General features: G+C 40.6%; 12 protein-coding genes. 8 read left to right on the forward strand and 4 right to left on the reverse strand.

Annotation, left to right across the window (positions count from 1 at the left end; genetic code table 11):
* Positions 1–159 precede the first annotated feature (159 nt).
* Positions 160–2,631, reverse strand: coding sequence for a TlpA family protein disulfide reductase (locus ACHLI0_RS15140; protein WP_490749524.1), 2,472 nt, complete (start codon positions 2,629–2,631; stop codon positions 160–162).
* 174 nt (positions 2,632–2,805) lie between these two features.
* Between ACHLI0_RS15140 and gpmI the strand changes: the two genes are divergently transcribed.
* The 7 genes from gpmI (at position 2,806) to ACHLI0_RS15175 (ending at position 15,577) form a co-directional block, all read left to right on the forward strand.
* Positions 2,806–4,320: a 2,3-bisphosphoglycerate-independent phosphoglycerate mutase gene (gene gpmI, locus ACHLI0_RS15145; RefSeq protein ID WP_490749525.1), complete on the forward strand. Its 1,515-nt coding sequence runs from the start codon at positions 2,806–2,808 to the stop codon at positions 4,318–4,320.
* A 271-nt stretch (positions 4,321–4,591) separates the two neighbouring features.
* Positions 4,592–6,118 (forward strand): transglutaminase-like domain-containing protein, encoded by a 1,527-nt coding sequence (locus tag ACHLI0_RS15150; RefSeq protein WP_055219422.1) that lies wholly within the window; start codon positions 4,592–4,594, stop codon positions 6,116–6,118.
* Positions 6,119–6,142: 24 nt separating this feature from the next.
* Complete coding sequence (locus tag ACHLI0_RS15155; RefSeq protein ID WP_490749526.1) at positions 6,143–7,429, forward strand: hypothetical protein; 1,287 nt, start codon at positions 6,143–6,145, stop codon at positions 7,427–7,429.
* 12 nt (positions 7,430–7,441) lie between these two features.
* Complete coding sequence (locus ACHLI0_RS15160) at positions 7,442–10,159, forward strand: hypothetical protein (protein WP_490749527.1); 2,718 nt, start codon at positions 7,442–7,444, stop codon at positions 10,157–10,159.
* Between the two features lie 138 nt (positions 10,160–10,297).
* Positions 10,298–10,990: a hypothetical protein gene (locus tag ACHLI0_RS15165; protein WP_490749528.1), complete on the forward strand. Its 693-nt coding sequence runs from the start codon at positions 10,298–10,300 to the stop codon at positions 10,988–10,990.
* A gap of 186 nt (positions 10,991–11,176) precedes the next feature.
* A complete protein-coding gene (locus ACHLI0_RS15170) occupies positions 11,177–13,915 on the forward strand; it encodes a hypothetical protein (protein ID WP_490749529.1) in 2,739 nt (912 codons plus the stop codon).
* 51 nt (positions 13,916–13,966) lie between these two features.
* Positions 13,967–15,577, forward strand: a complete 1,611-nt coding sequence (locus tag ACHLI0_RS15175; protein ID WP_490749530.1) for an O-antigen ligase family protein — start codon at positions 13,967–13,969, stop codon at positions 15,575–15,577.
* A gap of 31 nt (positions 15,578–15,608) precedes the next feature.
* Here ACHLI0_RS15175 and ACHLI0_RS15180 read toward each other — a convergent pair whose 3' ends face one another.
* Positions 15,609–15,782, reverse strand: coding sequence for a hypothetical protein (locus ACHLI0_RS15180; protein ID WP_258894378.1), 174 nt, complete (start codon positions 15,780–15,782; stop codon positions 15,609–15,611).
* A gap of 98 nt (positions 15,783–15,880) precedes the next feature.
* Here ACHLI0_RS15180 and ACHLI0_RS15185 point away from each other — a divergent pair, with 98 nt between their 5' ends.
* A complete protein-coding gene (locus ACHLI0_RS15185; protein ID WP_490749531.1) occupies positions 15,881–16,462 on the forward strand; it encodes a DUF3109 family protein in 582 nt (193 codons plus the stop codon).
* A gap of 8 nt (positions 16,463–16,470) precedes the next feature.
* Here the strand turns inward: ACHLI0_RS15185 and ACHLI0_RS15190 are convergent, their stop codons facing one another.
* Entirely contained in the window at positions 16,471–16,671 is a 201-nt protein-coding gene (locus ACHLI0_RS15190) for a hypothetical protein (RefSeq protein ID WP_258894380.1), read from the reverse strand.
* Positions 16,672–16,840: 169 nt separating this feature from the next.
* Complete coding sequence (gyrB, locus tag ACHLI0_RS15195) at positions 16,841–18,802, reverse strand: DNA topoisomerase (ATP-hydrolyzing) subunit B (RefSeq protein ID WP_008763685.1); 1,962 nt, start codon at positions 18,800–18,802, stop codon at positions 16,841–16,843.
* Between the last annotated feature and the right edge of the window lie 97 nt (positions 18,803–18,899).

The raw sequence follows: 18,899 nt of genomic DNA on the forward strand, positions 1-18,899 counted from the left end.
CCCGTAGGGGGAGGTGGTAGGTAAATACATAAATTATTGTTATTCAATTATAAAGTATGCCTACCACTCCGGTTTTCAATAGGAAAAGTGCCTACTGACCTTTGATTTTATCCTTAATGTGCATTCTTGTCAAAGTGTCACAACCAGACTCAACCGGGATTACTGATCATTCTCTCCCTGTCCGGCAGACTCGGAAACGGGGAAGTGCTCCTCCAAATACTTTCTGATTCTATGCGTCCCCAGTTTTTCCTTGGAGATACTGCCATCTTTTAGCACAAGTTCATAGTGCGGAATGCCGTTGAAGCGGAAGAGTTGGCGCAGATAATTGAACTCTGAGTCGGTGACATAATAGCTGGCTTCTCCTTTCAGATTCTTTTCCACGTATTGCTTATATGCATCGGCTGGTGAGTCTTTCTGTCCGGTGATATAGATGAACTCGAACTCCGGATGATCTTTGTATTTTTTGCGCAGGTCTGCCGTCGCTTCTATTCCTGCGCGACAAGGTCCGCAGGTCGTTGCCCAGAAGTCAACGAACAAGACTTTTCCCGGATGATTCTTAATAATGTTGCGGAAAACGTCGGTGGCTTTGCCTTCCGGAAGTTGATAGGAATTGACTTTTTCCTTCGGATGCGTTTTGGCGAACAGATATTCGGCCTCTTCTGCCAATTGTGGGTGAGTGAGCTTTTGCTTGATGCTGTCCACATACTCACGGGCAATGGAACGTGTCTTGATATTCTGCAGGCTGAAACCCAGGTTGCGGACTTTGGCTATTTGCCAAAGCAAAGGATCGGGCACATCATATAGCCGGGCAAGAATGCTGTCTTTCTTATGACCGGTTTTTTGTTCCATCGAGATAAAGTTTCTGTCCATGTCTTGCTCTGACTGCTTGTTTTTATACTGCTTGTCGATGTACTCCAGGACCAGTTTTTCTTCTTTTTCGTATAAGCCTGTCACCTTGTCATTCTCTTCTTGAAGTTCTTTTAAGGGGATTCTGACGGTTGTTCCTGCCAGTTTCTCCTGTTTCAGTCTGATTGCCTCCTGTTCTGCATTCAGTTTTACTCCTTTCTCTTTAAGGAAAGCGAGAAGCGATTCTTCCGGATACGTGTAAGAGATGGTATCCTTTGCTTTCGGTGCATGATAATTATAGGCTGTTCTGAAGGCGTCCATATATTCAAACCGGTTGATAAAAGAGCTGGCATTGGCATCGGCGAGCACTGTTTCATCATTCAGCGGCATCTTCTTCAAGAAGTCGTAATAAGAATCTTCTTCTTTCACTTTCAAGGCTTGGTTGGCTGTATCCTGCTTCGCATAATAATCTCTGCTCATCAGAAAATCGAAGAATAAGCCTCCTGCCTGCAGGTCTGCCTTATTCTTGATCAGACGGGCAGCCTTTGCCGATGGGCGGCAAATCTGAATAAGTGAATCGGCTGTATGCTCCCATCGGGCGACAATCGGCTTCATGTGCTCCTGATATTGGCTGGGAGTCAGTTTGTTACGCGCGTTGGATAAATCATCGTAACGGTAGGGGATCAGCGACTTGAATTCTTTCAGCAGATAGGAGAGGGAAGCCGACGGGCCCATGTAGGCTGTATTCTTGATCGGGAAATAATAGTCGCGTGCACGACTGCGTGCCAGCAATGCTTCCCAGTCGATATACATGGTAAGCGTCTGTCCGGGCTCGATATAGAATGGAATCCAGTTGTTGTCAAGCGTGACGAACTGTTCCACAGGATGCTTGATGACAAACTTGCACAGGAAGCTGCCGTCTTCGTCTATCTGAATCACAGTCGGGTAGTCCTGGCGGGTGATATGGTTGGATAGATAGATGAGACCGGTGTCGAATCCCAGCCGGCGGTCGTAGCCGTCGATGTACCCTTGCAGACAGGTGGTGTCTGTGTGGAAGAACTGCTGGAAACCTGTGTCGGCAGCGATTGTCTTTGTAGCTCCCCTTTGCCGGGTATACAGCTGATTCTTTTCTCCGTTCACTTGTATCTGGCAGCTTCCGTCTTTCTGCGGAGTGACCAGCAGGGTGCGTATGTCTCCATTCTGCTTGTCCTTGACGGTGATTTCCACCCGCTTCCCTTTCTTGCGGATGTTTTCGTTGGTAAATATCCGGTTGTCCATAATCGTAACAGAATCGTAGATGCCGTATTCCCAGGCGTTTAAATCATCTGCCTTGAACCAGTTTCCCTTGATTGCCGCCAACGGCGAAACATTTTTGCCGGAGGACGGTACTAAAGATATGTCATACGTATTTCCTTCCGTATCGCTCGGACTGAGGAGATGGATGACCTGCGTCTCTTCCGGCAGAGCTTCGAAAACGAGCACATAGTCCATCTCGCCCGAATCGGGCATATACACTTCCTTATTGAGCTCAATGCCTTCCGCACTCTTGAACTGATATTTCTTGCCGGTAGCTGCATCTTCCAGATAACTGTCTCCTTCTTCCTTTATCCACCAGTGCGGACGGAAGATGGCGTGAATATAAACACGCGTGCCATCGGGCGTGCGTTCTATACGGGTGATATTGCCAATACTTCCCGAACGGGCTTTGAATGGCGGATTGTCGACGGTTTGTGCTGTGAGCATACCCGACAGCATGAGCATCATGCAGAGTAGAATCGTTTTCATAATATTAAATTTTGAATAAATGCATTTAGTAGTTCCCTATACAAAGAAAGAAAAATATCCATCGCTCCCTCTCTTTTTCCCCTTTAACTTAACATAGATTAAACGTTTACGTAATCATCTTTTTTGTACCTTTGCACCCGAAAATCAGAGTGATAATTTAAATATTGAAATATTATGAGTAAGAAAGCCCTTTTAATGATCCTCGATGGTTGGGGACTAGGCGACCAAAAGAAAGACGACGTAATCTTCAACACTCCCACTCCTTACTGGGATTATCTGATGAACAATTATCCTCATTCCCAACTTCAGGCAAGTGGTGAGAACGTAGGTTTGCCCGACGGACAGATGGGTAACTCGGAAGTAGGTCACCTCAACATTGGTGCCGGACGTGTGGTTTATCAGGATTTGGTGAAAATCAACCGCGCATGTGCTGACAACAGCATCCTGCAGAACCCCGAAATCGTTTCTGCTTTCTCTTACGCGAAAGAAAACGGAAAGAGCGTTCATTTCATGGGACTGACTTCCAACGGTGGCGTACACAGCTCAATGGTTCATCTTTTCAAACTTTGCGACATCTCCAAAGAATACGGCATCGACAATACATTCATCCACTGCTTCATGGACGGTCGTGACACTGACCCGAAGAGCGGTAAGGGATTTATCGAAGAACTTTCTGCACACTGCGAGAAATCGGCAGGCAAGATCGCTTCTATCATCGGTCGTTATTATGCTATGGACCGTGACAAACGTTGGGAACGTGTAAAGGAAGCCTATGACCTGCTGGTAAACGGTCAGGGTAAGAAAGCTACCGATATGGTTCAGGCTATGCAGGAATCTTACGATGAAGGTGTAACGGACGAATTCATCAAGCCGATTGTAAACGCCAACTGCGACGGAACCATCAAAGAAGGTGATGTCGTTATCTTCTTCAACTACCGTAACGACCGTGCCAAAGAACTGACTGTCGTACTGACTCAGCAAGATATGCCGGAAGCGGGAATGCATACGATCCCGGGACTGCAATATTACTGCATGACTCCGTATGATGCATCCTTCAAAGGTGTTCACATCCTGTTCGACAAGGAAAACGTTGCCAACACACTGGGCGAATACATCGCTTCCAAAGGACTGAGCCAGCTCCATATCGCTGAAACAGAGAAATATGCTCACGTTACTTTCTTCTTCAACGGCGGTCGTGAAACTCCGTTCGACAACGAAGACCGTATCCTTGTTCCATCTCCGAAAGTAGCCACTTACGACCTGAAACCGGAAATGAGCGCTTACGAAGTGAAGGATAAACTGGTAGATGCTATCAACGAAAACAAATATGATTTCATCGTGGTGAACTTCGCTAACGGTGACATGGTTGGTCATACCGGTATCTACGAAGCAATCGAGAAGGCTGTTGTGGCTGTAGACGCTTGCGTGAAAGACGTAATCGAAGCTGCTAAGGCACAGGATTACGAAGCTATCATCATCGCCGACCACGGTAATGCAGACCGTGCCTTGAACGAAGACGGCACTCCGAATACGGCTCACTCTCTGAATCCGGTTCCTTGTGTGTACGTAACCGAAAACAAAACTGCGAAAGTAGAAGACGGTCGCCTGGCTGATGTGGCTCCGACTATCCTGAAAATCATGGGTCTGGAAGCTCCGGCTGATATGAACGGTCAGATTTTGATTAAGTAATTTACTTGATACTGTAATAATGAAAGGGGGCACTTCGCAAAGTGCCCCCTTATTTTGTTTCTTTAATTTCACAAACAGCTTGATTTCGTAAGAAAGTTATAACTGCAGTCATTGTGCAGTGAAATTTGTAGTTTATCTGATTTATATTATCCTATTTTTCCTTTCTCTTTCACGAAAAATGTGATTGAATGAAATTCGAACTCTTTTGGTTGATTCTAGTACTCTTCTGAAGGTAAAAACAGCTTCCTTTGTGCAAATATATTTTTTTACGATGAAAAACATCTACCTATTTATAGTAAGTCTGTTTTTTTTCTATACCGGATGTGACACACAACAAACAAAATATCCATTTAGTGTAGAAACTGTATTAGCGAAAGCTGGGAATAACCGTAAGGAACTTGAAAAGGCACTGGATTATTTTTATAAACAGGGAGACAGTATAAAGATAAAAGCCATAGAGTTTTTGGTGGCGCATATGGATATCCATTACAGTGAAACTTACTATTGGAAAACGCGCGAAGGGAAAAGAGTGGATTTTTCGGAGTTCGATTATGCTAATTTGGAAACAGCCGTAAAGGCAATCGATTCAATGAGGAAAAAATATGGTTCCTTGGATTTTCAAGATACTATCATTTACGATGTAAATAGTTTAACTGGTAAATATCTTATTAATAATGTAAATCATGCGGTTGATACTTGGCGGCTATCTGAATATAAAGACATACCTTTTAACGATTTCTGCGAATATATATTACCTTACCGGGTTACAGTAGAGCCTGTAACGGAATGGCGAAAAGAATATTGTAAGAGATATCACTGGTTGACAGACAGCCTTCAGAATAAGCCATTAGAGAATGTACTTGATTATGCTGCTATCGATTACAAAGATTGGTTTACATTCACTTATGGAAGTGAAACGAGAAATGAGCCTCTCTCCCGTCTAAGTGCGCAGCAATTGTTGTTTCGTAAGAAAGGAGCTTGTGAGGATATAGCAGCTTTGGAAACATTTATTTTTCGTTCGCAAGGTATTCCGGCTGCTTACATATCTGTGCCATTATGGGCAACCTCTGCCGGAGCACATTTCTCGAACACCGTTTTTGATACGAAGATGAAACCAGTGAAGTTGGATGTTACCACACACGCTGTTGTAGATCATCCACTTGATCGGGAACCGTCTAAAGTAATCCGTTATACTTATTCCAGCCAACCTGGCACCTTAGCATCTAAAGAAAAGGAAGAATGTATTCCTACTGGATTTTTACAAAAAACAAACTATATTGATGTAACCCATGAATATTGGGAAACATCTGATGTGACCATTCCTTTGTTTAATGATACTACTCACATTATATATGCCTGCATGTTTAGTATGGGTAAATGGAATGCTGAGTGGTGGGGTGAACGAATGGAAAATTCAGTTACATTTCATAATATGCCTCGTGGCGTGGTTATTCTTCCTATGATATATAAGGAGCATCAACTTATACCGATAGGTTATCCTATAGTAAATGGTTATAACCATCAATTGTATTTAGTTCCGGATTTATTGCATACTATGACTGTTGAAATTGAAGAACAAGACCGCTATCTGCGTTTTCGCCCGGATAAGAAATATGAACTTTTTTATTGGGATAATGCATGGATTTCATTGGGAACACAAGTTGCAACAATGGATGCCGATTGTCTGCAATTCAATCAGGTACCGCAAAATGTACTAATGCTTCTTGTGCCGGAGTATTCCGAACGAAAAGAGCGTCCTTTCATTATTATGCCGGATGGGACACGATATTGGTGGTAATTTGTAATATAATAAAGAAGAAAAATGAAATTAATAAGCACATTTATTGTAATAGTGTTGTTATCTGGTTGTCAAAGCAAAGAGCAGTCTGTTGTCATATCTCAGAATTCTATAAGTATTGCTATGCAAATTTATGCTATCAGCAGTAAAATATCACTTTCTGATGAAAGTATCATGAATTTGAGGACCTTCTTCCAAGAAAACGATAGTTTGGCGGAAATGGAATTGAAAAAAGGAAAATCATTAGATGAGATTGCCCGATGGTATTGTCCGTCAATAAATACAATAGCGAGTTTATTGACCCCGTTAGAAGGGAATGATTATATGTTCTATCAAAAGAATAACGGTCCCCAACTGCCATATATTTCAGATCTGCGTACGGTGGTTAAATATAGACAGGAATTGAACTTGTCTCATGTTCAAATTGAGCAACTCTTACATCATAGTGAAGAAATAGAGAAACGATTCGGAGTTCAAGATTACAAACATGATAGTATGGAAAAACAATATTTGGCTGAGATTCTTTCAGAAACGCAATATAAGGCTTTTTTTATAATTAGAAAAACGCGACAGGCTGAAAAAATAGCTGCACAGCAATGGAAGCAGATACAGGTGCACCAATTATGTTCTACGACTTGCGATAGTTTAGCTATTATAAAACAATTGTATGAGTTTGAAAGAGAAAAAAGCGGGATATTAGAGTATATGAGCAGTAGGGGAGATAATAAAGGATACGATAAAGAGCGTGACCGACTCAATGCACATAAGCCACTGCTACTACTTAAGTTGGAAACTATTGAATCGTTTTCTCATAATAAACTGTTGGATATTATTTGTAAACGGGAAGTGACGAAGTTATCAGAACAGCAAATTGAACAGTTACTGGCTGAATATTATCGAATTAAGCAGGCAGAGTACAAAGCTATGTATGAAGACGCATCCAAAAACGGAGAAACTAAATTTGAACGGAGTAAATTGGAAGGAAAATGTTTGATAAATGTTGTTACTCATCAGCAATTGGAAGATTATTTTAAGTTTGTTTCTCAAAAAAGAGCAGATGAACAGGCTCAAAGATATTGGGATGAATTAAAAAACTATGATTTTATAAGGAAGAAGGATAGTGTACAAGTAGTAAGTGAGTTGGCAGATTATGAATTGCGTTTGGCTGTGGCTGAGCAGTGGATTTCATTGGATAATTCCCGCAAGCATCTATTTGCCAGAGAGGATGTTGTGAATGGGAAACCGGAAATACTGAAGAAAAAGGAAGAATGGGACAAAAAGGAAAAAGAACGTAAAATGGTAAGATTTTAAGATATAAAGAATATGTATAAGATAATTTGTAGCCTCATTTTAATTTTATTAGTTGTCCCCTCACTTCCGGCACAGGAAAAAGTATCATTTGATACTATAACCAGCCGTATGGCCGAGCAGCTTAATATGTATCCCAAGGAAAAATTGCACGTTCATATCGATCGTTCGTGCTACCTTCCCGGAGACACTTTGTGGTTCAAAGCCTACATGGTCAATGTGTCTTCTCATATTCCCATCCGGTTGAGCCGATATGTATATGTTGAATTGGTCAATCCGGAGAATGAAACAATAGACAGGGTAAAAATCAGACCGGATGAAATGAATCAGTTTCATGGATACATCTCTATCCCCGAGGATCTGCCCGGTGGGAACTATTCCCTGCTAGCTTATACCCGCTATATGCTTTTTGAAGAGAATCAGCCTGTCTTTAAAAGGGACGTCTGTATCGCCCTGGCAAGCAATTGGGAGACTGCACACTTGAAAGCGAATATCTTGTCACCTCATGGTGAAATCACGGGTGCGCAACTCCAGCTTTGGGACAATAGCCAGAAACAGATACCCTTGAAAAGAGTGAAAGCCGTTTGTAACAAGGGGAAGCCGGTTTCTGCAAAACTGTATGACGAAGGAAAGATAGAGTTGCGTATTCAAAATGAAAAAGTGACGTCCGAGGCTTGTATGCGAATCGATATGACGGATATCCGGAACAACGTTTTCAGACAGTATGCTGCGATAAGTACAGGAACAGAAGATTATGATGTCACGTTCTATCCTGAGGGAGGCTACTTGTTGGAGGGTACCCCTTGTAGAACAGCTTATAAAGTGCTTGATATTAGTGGTAATAGTATAGCAGCTACCTTGCAATTAATGGATGAACAGGGAAATGTAATGGCAACAAGTGAAACGCTGCACTCCGGAATGGGAGTATTTACCTTTACTCCGGAAAGTGGAAAAAGGTATATCGTACAAGCATTCAACAAGCAAGGGGTAAAGAAAGTCTTTGAACTTCCTCCGGTGCAATCATCTGCTTATGGAATTGTCATAAAAGACCATCAAGAAGATATGCAGATATCCATAAATTCCGCTTTACACTCGCCTCACGAGGAACTTCTATTGCTGGCGCATGTACGTGGAAAAATGATTTGTGCGCAATGGTTACTGTCTGATAAAGGCGACATAATCACTATTGCAAAAGATCAGTATCCGTCTGGAATCGTTCAATGTCTGCTGTTGGATAAGAATTATAATGTATTAAGCGAAAGGCTTGGCTTTATTCCTTATCGAAAGGCTATAATGTGTAAAGTGAGAAATGACAAGGATAGCTATGGGAAAAGGGAACTGATTCACACGAATCTGTCGCTCGTTGATGTAAACGGTAATCCAGTAAAGGGTAACCTTTCTGTCTCAATCACAGACGGCTCCATGTGTGTTGCGGATACCACACATTCTATTTTGTCTACTTTGCTGCTTTCATCCGAACTGAAGGGGAGAATTGAAACTCCGTCTTTTTATTTGCAAACGGATAATCCTGAGGCTGAAAAGGCATTGGACTTGCTTCTTATGATACACGGATGGAAAAGATACCGACTGCCGGAGATCATAAAAGGTAACTTTGAGAAACCAGCAATGGAGCCGGAGCGATTTACTTCCTTATCTGGAAGGCTAAAAGATAAGATAGGTGATGGTAAAAGCCGTTATGAAGTTTACGTGAGAAATCTGGAATTCGGACTGAATAAGACGATAACCCCCGGTCCGGATGGTGCATTCCGGCTTGATAGCCTTGAATTTGCGGAAGATACTCCCATCGGAATGATCGGCCAGCGATTTATACGGAAAGGAGAAACTTACGGGCGTAATAAAACAGAAATAATTCTGGATAAGGAACAGACATATAATATTTCCGACAGAACAGTTCCACAACCTGTTCTTTCGGAAATGTCCAGTGGTATCCGGCGGGATATAATATATCCGGCTGGTATGAGTAATTATTTCTTAAAACAGGTGACAGTTAAGTCGGATGCACTAAATAAGAGTTTAAATTCAAGGGAGATTGCGAGACTTAAATTAAAGAATGTGTGGGAATTAATGGAATATTTAGGAATGAAATTTAGTTATCCATTCATTGATTCATTAATGCAAGGACGTTGTCATATTGGTGTCACATTGTGGGGTAGTTGGAAGTGTCTTTATAAAGATATGCCACTTGCATTAATTGTAAACGGCTATATCCCACTTCTGGATCCTGGGATTTTTAACTATTTATCTTTGAGTGATCTTTGCGCGATTCATTTATATAGTATTGGTAGAGAAAAGTTTTTGGGATTATACAGCTATGCACGGAGCTATGAACACCATACCTCAGTGGCCATTCTTGAATTAAAACTTCATTCTGATGTTGATGTTGAATCTTTAGAATATGTTAATGGCATTGATAAACGTATAAAGGGTTATGGCAAACTTGATATTCAAACGGATGTTTATCCCTTTGGAGGATATCAAGAACCGATAGCATTTTATTCTCCTAAATATGAAAAAGGTAATAATAATGATGTGTTGATACCGGATTTTCGCTCTACACTCTATTGGAATCCTAACTTACAAACAGATTTATCAGGGAAATGTAATTTTTCTTTCTATTCCGCAGACAGGATTACCACATATAAAGTGTTGATTGAAGGTATGACAGAGGAAGGAGAAATAGTGTACGAAATAAGAGAGTTGGTAATAAAATGAAACAATAAATTTAAATGTAAAGATTATGCTTTTGCAAGATAGACGGTGGGCTACTGTCTAAGATTTGTATGAGATGCAGATACTTGATTCGGTATGTAAAATTAAATTAGCTCATAACTTATTCTAAAAATCATAAAGATGAAACATAAATTGTTATTAGTACTCTTAACTGCTTTGATACCCTGCCTTTTTATGCAGGGTTGTATTTCTAATTTCGAAGAAGATAATACGGAATTAAGTGAAGAAGATAGAGTAGCAGAAATGTTTAGAGAAGCGGGGTTTAAAGTGGAAAAACTTAGTAGTAAACCAGTTAATCCTCCAATGACTGAAAAGGAGGCATCTCTTTTTTTAGCAGCGTATAAAAATAGGGAACGCTCCGGTTCGATTCAAATACCTTCAGAAAATATAGAGCTGAAGCCAGATGGTCATTTGGTAGTGAAAGTTAAATGTAATTCTGAAAAAAAGAATTTTTCAAGAACAAGAACTGTTTACAAGGAAGAGTTCGATTTTACACATTGGGCAACTTATACAGTTCGAGACATTGAGATTGAATGCTGGCAAGATATTGCAGGATATTGGAAATCCGATAATGTGAATTGCACTTTTACTACTAGAGACCCTGAGTATATATGTGGTTTTCCAGATATCAATCCTAATACAGGCTATAGTAAAGGTAGTCTTTATTTTAGTATAAATATAACTGTTTCTAGATATTCGGGCTGGCAGATTTATTCGGTTGATGAAAATTATAATTATACGCTAATGCTTACATGGCTACCTGTAGCACAAGAGTGGAATGCTAGTCTTAGTTGGCATGAGACTTCTTGGTAATATGACTTGTATTATAACTTCTTTAATGAAGGAACTTAAGAGATTATATTCAATTTGAAGTTTTAAAATTCTCTTTATTTACATTGTATCGAATAAAGAATTAGGAGGTTTAATTTCAAGTATCCTATTCATTGTTTGGTATATTTAATGGAATGATTGTTTTGGTCGTTGGTTAAACTGATTATTATGAAGGATTTAATAAATAAATATAAGAAAATCTGCTGCTTTGCCCTGATTTCATTGACCGTCCACTCCCTGTCTGCACAGACAATAGTATCATTCGATACTATTGCCCATTGTATGACAGAACAGTTTCGTATCTATCCCAAGGAAAAATTGCATATTCACATCGACCGTTCGTGCTACCTTCCCGGCGACACTTTGTGGTTCAAAGCCTACATGGTCAATGCGTCTTCTCATATTCCTATTCGGCTAAGCCGATATGTATATGTCGAACTGGTCAATCCGGAGAATGAAACAGTGGGTAGGGCAAAAGTTAGACCGGATGATATGAATCAATTTCATGGATATATCTCCCTCCCCGAAGGTCTGCCAGGTGGAAAGTATGCTCTTCTTGCTTATACCCGCTATATGCTTTCGGAAAAGAATCAGCTGGTATTTAAAAGGGAAGTCTGCATCGCGATGGCAAGTAATTGGGAGACTACGCACTTGAAAGCTTGCAGCAAAACATCATCACATGAAGAAAATACAGAATTGCAACTTCAACTTTGGAATAACAGGCAGGAGCAAATCCCGTTGAAAAAAGTGAAAGCTGTTTGCGATAAGGGAAAAGCAGTCTCTGTCAAACTGGATAAAGAAAAAAAAATAGAGCTGAGCATTCGCAATAAAAAAGTAACTCCCGACGCTTGTGTACGGCTGGATATGACCGATGTCCGAAACAATACTTTTCGACAATATGCCGCTATCAGTACGGGGATGGAGGATTATGATGTCACTTTTTACCCGGAGGGGGGACACTTGTTGGCGGATACGCCTTGTCGGACTGCTTATAAAGTGCTGGATGTTAGTGGCAATAGCATAGATGCCACCTTACAATTGATAGATGAACAGGGGAATGTGATGGCAGAGAGTAAAACTCTGTATGCCGGAATGGGGGCATTTACCTTTACTCCCAAAAGTGGAAAAAAGTATAGCGTGCAAGTGCTTAATAAACAGGGTATAAGAAAAAACTTTGAACTGCCACAAGTGCAGGAATCAGCATACGGAATCGTTGTGCAGAGTCGAAAAAAAGATATACAGATATCCATAAATTCCGCTTTACATTCACCTCACGAGAAACTTCTATTGCTGGCGCATGTACGTGGAAAAATGATTTGTGCGCGATGGTTACTGTCCGATAAAGGCGACATAATCACTATTGCAAAAGATCAGTATCCGTCCGGAATCGTTCAATGTCTGTTGTTGGATAAGAATTATAATGTATTAAGTGAAAGGCTGGGTTTTATTCCTTACCGGAAGACCATTGTGTGTAAAATGGAGAATGATAAAAACAGTTATGGAAAAAGAACACCGGTTCGCACGAGCCTGTTGCTTACGGATATGAATGGCAATCCTGTAAAGGGTAACCTTTCTGTTGCAATCACAGACAAGTCCATGGCAGTTGCGGATACCACACATTCTATTTTGTCTACTTTGCTGCTTTCATCCGAATTGAAGGGGAGAATTGAAACTCCGTCTTTTTATTTGCAAACGGATAATCCCGAGGCTGAAAAGGCACTGGACTTGCTTCTTATGATACACGGATGGAAGAGATACCGATTGCCGGAGATTATAAAAGGAAACTTTGAAAGACCTGTAATGGAGCCGGAGAAGTTTACCTCCTTATCAGGAAGGCTGAAAAATGAGAAAGGAGAAGGTAAAAGCCGTTATGATGTGTACGTGAGGAATTTGGAGTTCGGTCTTAATAGGGTAATAAAACTTGGTCAAGATGGAGCGTTTCGAGTGGATAGTGTTGAGTTTGCGGAAGGCGTTCCTATTGGGATGATAGGCAAGCGGTTCATACGGAAAGGTGAAAATTATGGGCGTAATAAGGCAGAAATAATTCTCGATAAGGACCAACTGTATATTCTGTCAGACAAAACAGTGCCACAGCCGTTTCTGTCAGAAATATCCGGTGGAATTCAGCGGGATATGGTGTATCCGGTTGGTATGAGTGATTATTTATTAAATCAGGTGACGGTTAAATCCAAATTACTGAATAAGAGATTGACCTTAAGGGAGATAGCAAAGTTTAAATTTAAGAATATGTGGGAATTGGTTGACTATATGGGAGTTAAATTCAAATATCCATATTATACCTCAACAATGAAAGGATCTTGTAAAGCTTCTGTGAAGATAATGAATGCTTGGGCATGTTTTTATAAAGATATGCCTCTTGTGTTAATGATAAATGGTAACATGCATTCCAATGCTGGAATTCTTAATTATTTGTCATTGAGTGATATTCAAGTTATTTCTTTAAATAGTATTGATAGAAAAAAAATCCTAAAGCCTTATTTGTATTTATGGGAATATGAGCAGCATACTTCTGTTGCCATTCTTGAATTAGTACTTTATCCAGGCGTAATATTGGATCCTTTATTACATTTATGTTCTATTGAACAACGATTTAAGGGCTATGGCAAGCTTGATGATATTCAAACGGATGTTTATCCCTCTGGAGGATACCAAGAACCAGTAGCTTTCTATTCTCCCAAATATGATAAAGGCAATAAGGATAATGCGTTGATACCGGATTTTCGTTCTACACTTTATTGGAATCCTAGCTTACAAACAGATTCATCAGGAGAATGTGATTTTTTATTTTATTCAGCAGATAAGGCTACCACATATAAAGTGGTAATTGAGGGCTTGACAGAGGAAGGAGAAATGGTGTACGAAACAAGAGAATTTGAGATAAAATGAAATAATAAATTTAAAGTTGAAAATAAAATGTGATGATAATACTTTAACAAAATGACTGGAAGGAGACTGCTGCCTAAGATTGGTATGAGATATAAGGTTCTCTATATACTGGCATTTCTTTTATGTGCCAATTCTCTATTCTTGCAGATAGAGAGTCCGATTATTACTATAGGGGATAAATGGTATGCTTCCATTATCCTTTTATTACTATTTCTAATAGCAAACAGTACTTTTAGTATGTCCTCTTTTTCATGGAGTCTGAATAAGTTACTGCCATCTTTCTATATCATTGTTCTTCTATCTGATGTTGTTTTAGTGATGCATGGGATATTGCAATATACTCATATTATTCCATTTCATTCTTATTTAGGTCTTAGTGGCAGTTTCGATAATCCTGCCGGATATACCGCTTCCCTTTGCGCTGGATTTCCTGCAGTGTTTTATATTTATATGCATTATTGTTCAAAACTAATAAGGGGGAGTGTTATTCTTGCCGGGCTATGTGTTATAATAGTTGTTGTATTGTCCGGTTCACGAGCAGGGATATTAAGTATTGCGGTAATGTGTATTGTTTGTTTTTTACAGAAAACAGAAATAGGTTCTCGAAAGAAATATTTGTTGTTACTTTTATTACTATTTCCGGTATTTGTAACTTTGCTGTATTTCTTTAAAAAAGACTCGGCAGACGGTCGTCTGCTCATTTGGAAATGTTCCGCGCTAATGATAAAAGACAACCCGGTTACAGGATATGGAAGTGGAGGCTTTTTGGCTAATTATATGAATTATCAGGCTGAATATTTTGCGCGAGATACTGATAGTAAATATGCGATGTTAGCAGGTGATGTTAAACATCCATTTAATGAATATATATTGTTGGTTGTAAATTATGGTCTAATAGGTTTTCTTCTTTTTCTTACTTTTGTTTATTTTTTGTGGAAATGTTATCGACGTAATTCTTGTCTCGAAACTAATATTGCAACCGTTTGCTTGATAGGCATTGCTGTTTTTGCTTGCTTTTCTTATCCGCTATCTTATCCTTTTGTATGGGTGATGATGATATACAGTATATATGTTATTATTTTTCACGCCGGATATATAGCTAAATATCCTCAATGGCTTCGGAGAAGTATGTGTCTGTTGATAATCGGTTTATCATTGGCGGCTTTCATTTATATAACCCGACATATACTCTATACCACAGCATGGAACCGCACGGCTAAATCTTCATTAATAAAGCAAACAGATATGACTTTTGCTCGTTATAATGAGTTGTTGCCTAAATTAGGAGACAATTATTTGTTTCTCTATAATTATGCTGCTGAACTTAATTATGGAAAATATTACAATCAAAGTCAAGAGATGGCAGAGCAATGTAGTGAACTTTGGGCTGATTATAATTTACAATTGCTGATGGCTGATAATTGTATAAATACGACTCAATATGATAACGCTGAAAAGCATTTGAAGTTAGCTTCTTTGATGTGCCCGGCTCGATTTGTCCCATTGTATGAATTAATGAAGTTGTATCAGTTGAAGGGGGAAGAAAAGAAAACAATTCAAATTGCAGAAATTATTTTGAAGAAAAAGGTGAAAGTACCATCTTCTAAAGTAGAATGGATAAAAGAGAAAGCAAAAAACTCTGTAAAGTCCGTCATCCATTAGTTTGACTAACATTCATAATGTCTCTAGTTTTTTAGTAATTGTCTTTTCCATCAATGGGTTCATCATTTTCAAGTCCTTTGATGAATGCTTTTTCTCCTTCTCTACTTAGGTCGATTGTTTTACCCAATGTAGGATTAAATTCTTTCCAAGTTTGCCCCCAGCAGTTCGAAGAGACAATTAATAATATCCAGAATAGTGCTCTCATAGATGATTTTTTAGTGTTTACTATATACAAATGCAGTAATTTAAAATCTCTTTTACTACTTTTTCGTACTTTTGTGGGCTTAACATAAGAATGAAATTATGATTCAGATAGAAGATGTAGTAGTGAGCTTCGATGTCCTTCGGGAAAAATTCCTTTGTAATCTGGACGCCTGTAAGGGCGAATGTTGCGTTGAAGGGGATGCAGGGGCACCTGTGGAATTGGATGAAGTCGAAAAGCTGGAAGAGGTTCTGCCGATAATATGGGAAGAGCTGTCGCCGGAAGCGCGTGCTGTCATTGAGAAGCAAGGAGTGGTATACACGGATCAGGAAGGTGATCTGGTGACTTCTATTGTTAATAATAAGGATTGCGTCTTTACTTGCTATGACGAGAAAGGATGTTGTTACTGTGCCATCGAAAAGGCTTATCGGGATGGCAAGACGGACTTTTACAAACCGGTATCATGCCATCTCTATCCCATCCGGATTGGAGATTACGGACCTTATAAGGCGGTGAACTATCATCGTTGGGATGTGTGTAAGGCGGCTGTGTTGCTGGGGAAAAAAGAAAACGTGGCTGTCTACCAATTCTTGAAAGAACCTCTGATCCGTAAATTCGGTGAGAAGTGGTATCAGGAACTGGAAGTCGCAGTGAAGGAATTAAAGGCGCATGATATGATCTGATGTTTCTCTCATCTCCTCGACTCTTTGCGTTTGGATCGTATCAGAAGAAATAACAGGCAGATCATAGCTACGATAATGCAAGCCGGAGTAATCCATGCCTCCGGATGGATAATAATCAGGAACAGGCAAGTGACAATCACACAGGATGCCAGAATTCTGAGATAGAGCCTGATCTTGGCAAATACAGGATTTGGGGTAGTCGTTTTCATAAGTGTCCTCCTTCATTTTCGGCAAGATAGTGATTTTGACCGGAAAAAGATTTAACTGTTAGGTTTTATTAAGACATAGAAAAGCGCCGGCACGGAGGATTTTCCTTCGCTTGCCGACGCTTCTTCGTTGTAAGATGTGAGGTTGGTTTATAAAAACGTAATATTAAAATTATGTATCGATATTCGCATATGTTGCATTCTCTTCGATAAACTCGCGGCGCGGACCTACGTCTTCACCCATTAGCATGGAGAAGATGTAATCGGCTTCAGCGGCATTATCGATGTTTACTTGCTTCAGCATACGGTTGTCGGGGTCCATTGTTGTTTCCCACAACTGCTGGGCGTTCATTTCACCCAAACCTTTGTAGCGCTGTGTATGAACCGCATTTTCCAGACCGCCGCCATAGGTATCGATAAACTTCTGGCGTTGCGCGTCTGTCCAGCAATACTCTTCTACTTTACCCTTTTTGCAGAGGTAGAGCGGGGGAGTAGCGATGTATAGATAACCGTTCTGAATAATCTGCGGCATATAACGGAAGAAGAATGTCATGATCAGTGTGTCGATGTGAGAACCATCGACGTCGGCATCGGTCATGATGATAATCTTGTGATAGCGCAGCTTTTCGATGTTAGCCTCTTTGCTGTCGTCTTCTGTTCCGATAGTGACACCCAGTGCCGTATATATATTGCGGATTTCATCGCTTTCCAGTGCTTTGTGATACATCGCTTTTTCGACGTTCAGAATCTTACCGCGTAGCGGAAGGATGGCCTGGAACATACGGTTACGTCCTTGCTTGGCAGTACCACCTGCCGAGTCTCCCTCGACGAGGAACAATTCGCATTTTGAGGGGTCTTTATCCGAACAGTCGGCCAGCTTACCCGGCAGACCGCCTCCGGACATCGGAGACTTGCGTTGTACCATTTCACGGGCTTTTCTTGCTGCGTGGCGTGCTGTGGCAGCAAGGATTACCTTGTCTACAATCGTTTTTGCCTCCTTTGGATGTTCTTCCAGGTAGTAAGCCAGTACTTCACCGACAGCCTGGTCTACGGCACCCATTACTTCGTTGTTACCCAACTTCGTTTTGGTCTGTCCCTCGAACTGTGGTTCGGCAACTTTAACGGAAATAACGGCAGTCAGACCTTCGCGGAAGTCGTCTCCCGAGATTTCAACTTTCACCTTTTCCAGCATCTTGCTGTCTTCGGCGTATTTCTTCAGCGTACGGGTCAGTGCACGGCGGAAACCGGCAAGATGCGTACCTCCTTCGATTGTATTGATATTATTGACATAGGAATGTACATTTTCGGAGAATCCTGTATTGTACATGATGGCTATTTCAATAGGTATTCCCTGCTTCTCAGAGTTCAGATAGATAACGTCGTTGATCAAGTGTTCACGTGAAGACTCGATGAAGCGTACAAACTCTCTCAGCCCTTCTTCGGAATAGAATACTTCACTCTTGAAGCTGCCGTCTTCTTCATTCACTACCCGACGGTCGGTCAGTGAAATGCGGAGACCTGCATTCAAGTATGCCAGCTCACGCAGACGTGAAGCCAGTATTTTATAATCATATACCGTTTCGGTAAAGATTGTATCATCCGGCCAGAATTGTTGGCGGGTTCCTGTAATATCCGATACACCCACTTCTTTCACAGAATAAAGCGGCTTACCGATTTCATATTCCTGCTGATAGATTTTACCATTGCGGAATACCTGTGTAGTCATGTGTGTTGACAGTGCATTTACGCAAGACATACCTACACCGTGCAAACCTCCGGAAACTTTATACGACCCTTTGTCGAATTTACCTCCGGCGTGCAGAACGGTCATCGCTACTTCCAGTGCCGACTTCTTTTCTTTTTCATGATAGTCGACCGGAATACCACGTCCGTTGTCCTGTACGGTGATTGAATTATCTTCGTTGATTGTCACTTCGATGTGGTCGCAATACCCGGCCAGTGCCTCGTCAATGGAGTTATCAACGATTTCGTATACCAAGTGGTGAAGTCCCTTTATGCTGATGTCACCGATGTACATCGCAGGGCGTTTTCTCACTGCTTCAAGACCTTCCAATACCTGGATGCTATCCGCAGAATAAGACCCGTTATTGGGAGTGATTTGTTCTTCGCTCATAATTGCCTTTCTAAGTTATAATAACAGAGCAAATATAGTGAAAATTGTCGAGTTGGCGAAGTTTCGGAGGCGAAAAATGCAGAATAAAAGCGGAATT

It is taken from the genome of Bacteroides sp. RCH18, from assembly GCF_058231005.1.